Origin of the sequence: Acrocarpospora pleiomorpha (assembly GCF_009687885.1) — a bacterium.
In the GTDB taxonomy this organism is placed as follows: Bacteria; Actinomycetota; Actinomycetes; order Streptosporangiales; family Streptosporangiaceae; genus Acrocarpospora; species Acrocarpospora pleiomorpha.
The window spans coordinates 157,855-167,092 of sequence record NZ_BLAF01000016.1 but is presented as its reverse complement, the minus strand read 5'-3'; the positions used below and the strand labels follow the sequence as shown (position 1 = coordinate 167,092).

At 67.9% G+C, this 9,238-nt stretch carries 9 protein-coding genes; 7 read left to right on the top strand and 2 right to left on the bottom strand.

The window, feature by feature from the left end:
* Positions 1 to 860, top strand: an 860-nt coding sequence (locus tag Aple_RS16575; RefSeq protein ID WP_170321506.1) for a hypothetical protein, incomplete at its 5' end; no start/stop codon positions are given.
* A gap of 57 nt (positions 861 to 917) precedes the next feature.
* On the opposite strand, the gene Aple_RS16570 is transcribed toward Aple_RS16575, so the two are convergent.
* Complete coding sequence (locus Aple_RS16570; protein WP_155345487.1) at positions 918 to 1,154, bottom strand: hypothetical protein; 237 nt, start codon at positions 1,152 to 1,154, stop codon at positions 918 to 920.
* A gap of 97 nt (positions 1,155 to 1,251) precedes the next feature.
* On the opposite strand from Aple_RS16570, the gene Aple_RS16565 reads away from it, so the two are divergent.
* The 3 genes from Aple_RS16565 to Aple_RS52995 all read left to right on the top strand — a co-directional run bounded on the left by Aple_RS16565 (position 1,252) and on the right by Aple_RS52995 (position 3,186).
* Positions 1,252 to 1,770 (top strand): PadR family transcriptional regulator, encoded by a 519-nt coding sequence (locus Aple_RS16565; RefSeq protein ID WP_155345486.1) that lies wholly within the window; start codon positions 1,252 to 1,254, stop codon positions 1,768 to 1,770.
* 200 nt (positions 1,771 to 1,970) lie between these two features.
* Complete coding sequence (locus tag Aple_RS16560; RefSeq protein ID WP_155345485.1) at positions 1,971 to 2,432, top strand: molybdopterin-binding protein; 462 nt, start codon at positions 1,971 to 1,973, stop codon at positions 2,430 to 2,432.
* 85 nt (positions 2,433 to 2,517) lie between these two features.
* Positions 2,518 to 3,186 (top strand): FAD/NAD(P)-binding protein, encoded by a 669-nt coding sequence (locus Aple_RS52995; protein WP_218038358.1) that lies wholly within the window; start codon positions 2,518 to 2,520, stop codon positions 3,184 to 3,186.
* A gap of 29 nt (positions 3,187 to 3,215) precedes the next feature.
* Here the strand turns inward: Aple_RS52995 and Aple_RS16550 are convergent, their stop codons facing one another.
* Positions 3,216 to 4,397, bottom strand: coding sequence for an NAD(P)/FAD-dependent oxidoreductase (locus Aple_RS16550; protein ID WP_170321505.1), 1,182 nt, complete (start codon positions 4,395 to 4,397; stop codon positions 3,216 to 3,218).
* A 270-nt stretch (positions 4,398 to 4,667) separates the two neighbouring features.
* Between Aple_RS16550 and Aple_RS16545 the strand changes: the two genes are divergently transcribed.
* The 3 genes from Aple_RS16545 to Aple_RS16535 are packed head-to-tail and all read left to right on the top strand — an operon-like array spanning position 4,668 to position 9,227.
* Positions 4,668 to 6,311 (top strand): class I adenylate-forming enzyme family protein, encoded by a 1,644-nt coding sequence (locus Aple_RS16545; RefSeq protein ID WP_155345483.1) that lies wholly within the window; start codon positions 4,668 to 4,670, stop codon positions 6,309 to 6,311.
* A 7-nt stretch (positions 6,312 to 6,318) separates the two neighbouring features.
* Positions 6,319 to 7,242, top strand: coding sequence for an alpha/beta hydrolase (locus Aple_RS16540; protein WP_155345482.1), 924 nt, complete (start codon positions 6,319 to 6,321; stop codon positions 7,240 to 7,242).
* Entirely contained in the window at positions 7,239 to 9,227 is a 1,989-nt protein-coding gene (locus tag Aple_RS16535) for an alpha-ketoacid dehydrogenase subunit alpha/beta (RefSeq protein WP_155345481.1), read from the top strand. Before Aple_RS16540 ends, Aple_RS16535 begins: the two co-directional genes overlap by 4 nt.
* Positions 9,228 to 9,238: the final 11 nt, after the last annotated feature.

The window sequence follows — 9,238 nt, the reverse complement described above, 5'->3', positions numbered from 1 at the left end:
GCCTGGTGCTGTGGAGCACCGGCAACGCGCTCGGCGCCACCGCGTACCTCGCCGACGGCCACATCCGGGTCTGGGATCGATCCGCCACACGATTGGCCTCCCCGTCCACCGTGGTGCCCTGGCAGCTGGGTGGCTCGACGAGTGAGCAGATCTTCGTCGGCACCGCGGACTGGGCCGTGCTGATCGGGCCCACCCAGGACGGAAACGTGCGCGCCGCGCGCTACGGAAACGGGCACAACACCGGCAGGGACTTCGTCATCCCGCGCAACAGTATGCTGCGCGACACCAGCTGTGTTTCCAACGGCGGTCGTCGGTTGCTGCTCACGACGCTCATCCACCCCGAAGGCGGGTACGGCTACCGAACCGCGTCCTTCGTCTACTCCTTCGACACCTACAGCCAGACATTCCGGCTGATCGCCTATACCGGGGGAGTCGCCGACGCCCTCCCGTCATTCGCGGGAGACGACTGCGCGGCCGACCGCGTCCCCGAAATGACGCTTCCCAGCGCGTCGGCTCCCGACTCCGCGCAAAGTCAGCACAACCCGGCAGAGGCAGCGCGCGCGGTCGAAATGCTGCTGGACGCGGCGCTTGACGACGATCTACTCCAAGGTTCCGCGTTCCTCGGCGGGCTGGCCCCCGCCCCCGATTCGACCACCTACGCCTACGACGTCTGGGAATACCTCCGGCAAGCACCGAACAGCCTGCCCGCCTTGGCCGCCGCCACGGCGAACTGCGCGCCCGGCGTTCCCCGGACGTACCCGGCCGTGAAATGCACGCTTACCGCCGGCCCGGAAGTATGGACATTCCTCGTCACATCGACTGGGGACAACTACGTCGTCGCCGCGGCCAAGAGGCGGTGATCCGCTCGGGAGGAGTTGGCGCTTCTTGGCCGGGCCGCGGCCTGATGTGTTGCGTCGTCAACCGGGCTGTCGATCATGCTGATCGGTGACGTCGTCGGCGGGATCATCGGCCCAGGACAGGACGACGAACGGCTGCGACGAGGACGGGTGGTGAACCCGGTCGGCGGTCACCCGATATCGGGCGTCCGGCAGCGTCTCATGGTCGATACGGAGAACGCCGACATCCTGGTCGATGCGGACGAGCAGGCCATGGCAGGGCCCGCCGATGCAGATCGCGTTCGGACGAGGCGTCATCAGGATGGATGCCTCCCAGGAACCATGATCCAGCGTCCTCCGAGCCGCTAGTCATGATGAGACTACTAGTCGCTCCGCGGCACCCTACTCTTGGGTCGTGGACTCACCCGCCCTCTCACTCACCGAGTGGGTCGTGCTCGCGCTCCTCGCCGAAGGCCCCGCCCACGGCTTCGCCCTCGCCCGGCTCACCACCGCCTCCGGTCCCATCGGGACGATCTGGCAGGTGCCGCGGCCCCTGGTCTACCGGGCCCTCGACCGGCTCACGGACCTCGGCCTCGCCGAACCGGTCGGCACCGAGCCGGGACACGCCGGGCCACAGCGCCGTGTGCTGAGCGTGACGGCCGCCGGCCGGTCCGCCGCCGCCGACTGGCTCGTCCGCCCGGTCGACCACATCCGCGACGTCCGCACCGAGTTCCTCCTCAAGCTCGCGCTGATCGACCGCACCGGCGGCGACCCGCAGCCGCTGGTCGACGCGCAGGCGGACCGGATCCGGCCCATCGTCGCCGCCCTGCGACAACGCTGCGACACCGCCCATGGCCTGGAGCAGGCCGTCGCCTCGTGGCGCTATGAGACCGCTGTCGCGGCCCTGCGCCTGATGGAGTCCGTCAGCCGGTGATCGCCCTTGCGAGGGGATCTGCACGCACCGGCGGGCTCGTGGGCGCGGCTTCGCGGGAGAGGCGCACCCTTTACGGAATGCGAGGGTTATGGCTGTTCGGCGCTGGCATTTGCTAGCTTATTTTAGTCTTTCATTGGTTATTGCGAGTAAAGAGCTGGCAAGGCGGGCATTCTCCTTTGCGGTCGATGAGGAGGCCGCCAATGCTGGCTGGGGCAGTGCTTCTGGACGGGGACGTGCGGATGCGTGGTTCGATCAGCGTCGCTGATCTTCGGTCGCTGCCGCAGCATGACGTGGAAGTCTCGTTCGTGTGCCGTACCTCGGGGATACGCCGGCATCGGTTCACGGGGCCGCTGCTGGTGGAGGTGCTCCAGGCGGCCGAGCCCGATTTCGATCCGGCGGAGCGTAAGGACCGGCTTCGGTTCCTGGTCTCGGTCCTGGGCCGGGACGGGCACCACGCCGTGTTGTCGTGGGGTGAGATAGATCCGGAGTTCGCGGGGGTGGAGGCCGTGCTCGGCACCACGATGGACGGTGCCGTCCTGGGCGAGCGGGGGCCGCACCTGGCGGTGCCCGGCGACCGGTGCGGCGGCCGGCAGATCAGCGGCATCACCGAGATCCGCATCTGCTCCGACGACATGCTGTGGACCCGCGGCCAACGGGTCTAGCTCGTACGGCGGTGCATGGGAACGTTTGCCGGTGCTTCATCAAATACCCATACAACCAGTAGGTAAACTCGCTTAATCTGAAGTGGTGTCGCGCAGTCATGTCATCGTGGTCGTGGGCGGCGGCGCCAGCGGCACGCTGGCCGCCGTGCACTTGCTGCACTGCGCGCGGGCGCGAGGCGTCCCTCTGCACGTGGTGCTGATCGACCGGGATGGGCGGCATGGGCTCGGGCAGGCGTACTCCACCCCCGACCCGCACCACCTCCTGAACACCCGCGCGGAGAGAATGAGCGCGTTAGAACATGATCCCCACCACTTTGTGAAGTGGACGCGGTCGCAAGGGCTGAACCCGGCCGGAGCCGCCGCCGGGCGACTCCGTGTGCTCCGCGGTCACGTAGACGGGGCGACGCCTGACTCAGCGGGGCTAACCCTCAGCGTCAGCACAGCCGGCAGCTCTCACGATCTCCGAGTCGCCTGGCTGGTCAACGCCACAGGCCCGGCCTTCACCGTTCCCGGCGAGGGACTGCTCTCCCGCCTCCTGGCCGACGGCCTGGCCCGCCCCGGCCCGCTGGGCCTCGGCCTGGACGCCGACGGACGCGGACGGGTGCTCGACGCCGCCGGGCGTCCGGACGAGCGGATCGTCACGCTCGGACCGACGCTTCGCGGAAAACTGTACGAGACCACCGCGATTCCGGAGATCCGCGCCCAGGCGGCAACCTTGGCGGCGTACCTGATCGAGAGAATCGAACGCCATTGAATAGCCTGTGGACGACGGCCTCGCCGACCTCATGCTTTCTGTCCGGGGCGGACTGCGCTTCCGCGCTGAATGGCTTTCCGGCCGGCCGCGAAACGCGCCGGGTCGTTAACGCATTGGACGGCCACGAGCGTGGCCTCTCGGTGGAACACGATTGAGAAACTCCCAGACGACGGATCTCCCTGAACATCCGCAGTCGCCCCTGGAGGGGGCATACCGGCCATCTGCAGCCGAATATCCCCGATAACTGACCAGAACCACGGCACGGACGGCGTTGGAGGCTCCACTCCGGCAAGGGTCGCTGCTCCGATTCGAGCCTGCGTGACGGCGTTGTTGACCGACTCCAGGCGAATCCCCAAGGGATTGAAGAGCGAACGTTCGGGCTGCGTACAGTCGCCCGCGGCAACCGTGCGATTGTCGCTGGCGAGATTCCGGCCGTCGACCACGATGCCAGGATCGCAGGCGAGGCCCAGCGACTCGGCGATCTCGGTCCGGGGAGTCGCGCCGATCCCGGCGATGACGAGATCAGCCGACACGGTGGTCCCATCGCCGAGCAGCACCTCGGTGGCCCCGCTGGGAGAGTCGAGCACGGCAACCGGCTGTACACCGCACCGCAGGTCGACATCGCGGTTGAGCAACGCTCCCTCGACGTGCCGAGAGATGCGCTGGTCGACGGCGCGGGCCAGGACCGTCGTCGCCACCTCGAGAACGGTCACACTCTTACCCAGCGCCGTCATCGCCGCGGCCAGCTCGAGCCCAATGAACCCGCCACCGATGATGGCGATTCGCCGGACCCGATGGGATCTCGCGGCGTTCCTGAGCCGGCGCGCGTGCGCCAGATCTCGGAGATAGCGGACGGACGGGCTGCCGGCGCCGGGCAGGTCGAGCACCCGGCTGGAGGCGCCTGTCGCGAGCGCGAGATGGGTGAAGGCCCATGCCCTTCCCGTCGAGTCCCGCGCCTCGCCGCCGCCTGCGTCCCTTCGGACCGAAACGATGTGATGGCCGTCCAGCAATGTGATCCCGCGGCTCTTCAGGAACTCTTTCGATCGAAGAACCGTGGGTGCCGCGGACTCGGCGAGCAGGAATTCCTTGGACAGCGGAGGCCGCTGGTAGGGAAGTCCCTTCTCGGCACCGGCCAGCAGGACGGATCCTTCGAAGCCGAACGCACGAAGGCTTTCGGCGAGATGGAGACCAGCCTGACCCGCCCCGATCACCAGGGCCTGTCGAGCGCTCATTGCGCGGGTGGCACTTCGATCTCGACCCCGTCTCGCGGGGGTTCGATGAACAGTTGGCAGCCGAGGCGGGACGAATGGACGTAGATCACCCTTGGGATGACAACTCCTCAATGTCAGTGGCGGTCCAACCGGCCGTCACGGGCGGGTGGTCCGCACAGTACATCCGCCAGACAGAGCTTTGCAAACGATTGAATCGTGTGCCAGCATGGCATTGCCTCGGGCGTCAAGACACCTGAATCGAGGACATTGATGCATGATTCGGACATGGTGGCCTCGGAGTCTGGCACCATACCTTCGAGCTTCGCGGCTGCTCTCGAAGAGGCTCCAGACCGCACGGCGATCCACTATTTCGGGCGGGACGTGAGTCTGCGATCTCTGGACCGGTGGGCCGACGCGATCGCGTCGGGCCTCCAGGACGGTGGGGTGCGGAAGGACGACCGCGTAGCGATCATGCTGCAGAACGTCCCCGAGTACGTCGCCTCGGTGATCGCGACCTGGAAGCTCGGCGCCGTCGTAGTGCCGTTGAACCCGATGTACACCGCCCGCGAGCTCGCCGTTGTCATCGACGACTGCGGGGCTCGCGTACTGATCTGCCATCCGTCCACCGCCGACGCCGGGCTCAGCCGGCTCGCTCTGGACCTCATCGTCGTGACGGAAGGATGGGGACTGGCCCAGCGGCGTGAGCCGCGGCTGAGCCTGCCGGGCCCGGTCAGCGAGCCGTACGCCGGTCGCGCGCGATTGGTCGGTCTCGATGAGTTGACGGCCACCGTGGACGCGCGCGTGCACGAGTTTCGCGTTCGCCCCGGTGACCTGGCCATTCTGCCGTACACGTCGGGAACGACCGGTCCGCCGAAGGGTGCGCGGGTCACTCACGCCGGCGCGTTCCACCAGGCGTGCCTCTTCCGGGACTGGTTCGACCTGGGTGAGTCGGACTCCGTGCTGGCGGTCTCGCCTCTCGGCCACATCACGGGACTCATCGCGCACGTGGGCGTTTGTCTCGTTACCCCCATGCCCCTGGTGCTCGGTTACCGGTTCCACCCGGAGGTGATGGCGGAACTCTGCGAGAACCAGTCATGCACCTTCACGGTCGGAGCCATCACCATCTTCACGTCGTTCCTCAGGACGCCGGCCGTGCGTCCGGAGAGTCTCCGTTCGCTGCGCCATGTGGTGTCTGGCGGGGCGCCGGTGCCCAGGGCGGTGGTCGAGTCCTTCCGCGAGCGTTTCGGCATCTCCATCACACCTACCTACGGGCTGACCGAGACCACGTCCTCGAGTCATCTGGTGCCGGCGGGGGTCGGCCCGGCCGTGGACCCCGGCTCCGGGACACTCAGCGTCGGCGTTCCCGTGACCGGGGTTTCCGCCAGGGTCGTGGACAAGGCCGGGCTGGCTCTCGGCCCGGGCGAGCCGGGAGAGATCGAGCTCTCCGGACCGGGCGTCGTGGACGGCTACTGGGCGAAGCCGGTCGAGTCGGCCGCAGCGATCCGTGCGGGTTGGCTGCGGACCGGCGATGGGGGATTCATCGACGAGAACGGGTGGCTCTTCGTCGTCGACCGGTTGAAGGACATGATCATCGCGTCGGGGTTCAAGGTGTGGCCGCGCGAGGTGGAGGACGTGCTCTACGAGCACCCGGCGGTGCATGAGTGCGCCGTGATCGGCGTTCCGGACCCGTACCGCGGCGAGACGGTGGCGGCCTTCGTGAGCCTTAAGCCGGGCGTGCCGGCCGCACCTGAAGAGCTTGTCGAGCACTGCCGCGCCCGAATGGCCGCGTACAAATACCCGCGAGTGATCCAGCTGCTGGACGACCTGCCCAAGACCACGTCCGGAAAGGTTCTGCGGCGTGAGCTGCGAGCTTTGGCGGAGGGGCACGGGCCAGGCATTGCGACACATCACTAGGAGAGACATGACACGCGAGGACATCGAGTTCGACAGTTGCGGTGAGACGATCCGCGGCTGGTTCTATCCCGCATCGGGCGCAGAAGGCCCCGCGCCGACGGTCATCTTGGCTGGTGGCTGGTGCTACGTGCGGGAACTCGTCATGCCGTACTACGCCGAGCGTTTCGCGGCCGCAGGCATCAACGCCCTCGTCTTCGACTACCGGAACCTTGGCGTCTCCGACGGCGGCAACCGCCAGCACCTCGACCCTTGGGCGCAGATCCGCGACTATCAGAGCGCCTTGAGCTACGTGGAGACTCGCGCCGACGTGGACAATGACCGTCTCGGTGTCTGGGGCATCTCGTACTCAGGCGGTCACGTTCTGATCCTGGCTGCCATCGATCCCCGGATCAAGGTGATCGTCAGCCAGATTCCGGTGATCGACGGCTACCGCAACATGCGGCGGGTCCACGGCACGGTCGGCTTCCGCAAGCTGCTCAGCCTGGTGGAGGAGGATCGGCGGCTGCGCGCCGGCTCGTCCGGCAAGCAGCTTTACCTAGCGCACGCCTCCGCGGTGCCGCACGAGGAGATATCCGCCTGGCCGTTCCCCGAGACCTACGAGACCTTCGCCGCGCTCAAGGCCAGTGAGGCGCCCGGGTACGAGAACCGCAGCACGGTCGAGTCCGTGGCGCTGCTCATGGAATACCACGTCGGCCCGTTCCTCGGCCGCCTTCTGCAGACCCCCGTCCTCATGATCGCGGCGGAGGGGGACGACCTGACGCTTTGGGATCTTGAGATCGATGCCTTCAACGAGATCCCGTCGCCCGCCAAGCGCCTGGAGATCTTGCCGCACACGACGCACATGACGCTCTACAGCGACCGCGGCAAGCTCGAGGTGGCCGCCGGTCACGCGACCGAGTGGTTCGTGACGCAACTCGCCGCCGGAAAATGAGCGCAATCGTGACGGGCGAGGCGGAGACGCGGACGGACGCGGTCGCCCGGTTCCGGACGATGGTCAGGATCCGGGTGTTCGAGGACCATGCGGCCCGTCTCTATCGCGATGGGCAGATCCCTGGTTTCGTGCACCTGTCCACGGGCCAGGAAGCCGTCGCGGTCGGAGTCTGCCATGCGCTGCGGCGCCGGGACGTGATCACGTCCACCCACCGTGGTCACGGTCACGCGATCGCCAAGGGCGCCGACATCGAAGCGATGTTCGCGGAGCTGATGGGACGAGCCACCGGCACCTGCGGCGGAATGGGTGGCTCCATGCACATCGCCGACCCCCGGCTCGGCATCTTCGGGGCCAACGGGATCGTCGGCGCGGGCATCCCCATCGCCGGCGGCGCAGCGCTCGCCATGAAGCTGAAGCGTGAACGGCGGGTGGCGGTGGCCTTCTTCGGCGACGGAGCCGTGGCCACCGGTGCCTTCCACGAGGCGACCAACCTCGCGGCCTGCTTGTCGGTTCCCCTGCTGCTCGTCTGCGAGGACAACGGCTACTCCGAGTTCTCGCCGACCGGCGCCCAGCATCCGGTGCCGGTGGCGGAACGGGCCCGGGCATACGACATGCCCGCCCAGGTCGTGGACGGCAACGACGTGGACGCCGTCCACGACGCCGCCATGCGGATGGTGAGCGTCGTACGGTCCACCTCCCGTCCGGCCCTCCTGGTCGCCCGTACGCTCCGCCGGCGAGGACACTACGAGGGCGACCCGCAGCGGTACCGATCCGAGGCTTTCGACGCCTCCTTCAGGGATCCGCTCGAGCAGGCGCGAGAAGCCCTCGTCGAAGGGGGCGTGCCGGCCGCGGATGTGGATCGGTGGGAGCAGGAGGAGCGCACGTTCGTCGACGCCGGCCTCGCCCGCGCCTCGGCGGCTCCCTGGCCGGAGCCGGACCGGATGGTGTCGCCGCTGGCGGCCACCTACCCGGAGCGGGACTCGCCCGTCTTCGCGGCGCCGGAGCGCGGACCGCGCACCCGGGTGAGCCGCCTCCTGAAGAAGGCGATGGCGGATGCGCTCGATGACGACCCGGGCGTCTTCCTCGCCGGCATCGACGTCGGTCTGGGAGGCAACGTGTTCGGCCTCACCCGTGACCTCGCGGCGAAATTCCCGGATCGTGTGATCGACACTCCAATCTCGGAGTCGGCCATCATCGGTGCCGCCGTCGGAGCTGCTCTGGACGGAATGTCCCCTGTTGTCGAGCTCATGTATCTCGACTTCCTGGGTGTGTGTCTGGACCAGTTGCTGAACCAGGCGGCGAAGCTGCGCTTCATGACGGGAGGCGCCGCTCGCGTCGGACTCACGGTGCGGACGCAGTACGGCGTGGGCCGCTCGTCGGCCGCCCAGCACTCGCAGAGCCTCGAGGCGCTTCTCGCCCACATCCCTGGTCTCGTCGTCGTGATGCCCTCCTCTCCCGAGGACCACTACGGCTTGCTGCGGTCCGCCATCGCGTCTCCTGACCCGGTGGTGTTCATCGAGAATCGCTTGCTGTACGAGAAGGAGGCGTTCGAGCCTCAGTCCGATTTCCGCGTGCCACTCGGGAAGGCGCGAATCGCCCGCCAGGGCGACGACGTCACGGTGGTGAGCGCGTCGCAGGGCGTCTGGACGGCTCTGCAGGCAGCCGAGCGGGCCGGCGACCACGACATCTCCGTCGAGGTCGTCGATTTGCGGACCATCAGCCCGTGGGACCGGGAGACCGTGCTCGCCTCTCTCGCCAAGACCTCCCGCATCATCGTGTACAGCGAAGCGGTCCGCGAGTTCGGTATCTCCGCGGAGATCCTCGCCGAGGCCGCCGAGTCCGGCTTCTGGAGCCTGGACGCGCCGCCGCGCCGCCTGGCCGGGCGTTTCAGCCCCGTTCCCTACTCGCCACCGCTGGAGCGGGCCTGGCTCCCGTCGGCCGACGGCCTGCTCGATGAGATTCTTCACATATGCCGCGACAAGTGATATTTCGGTAC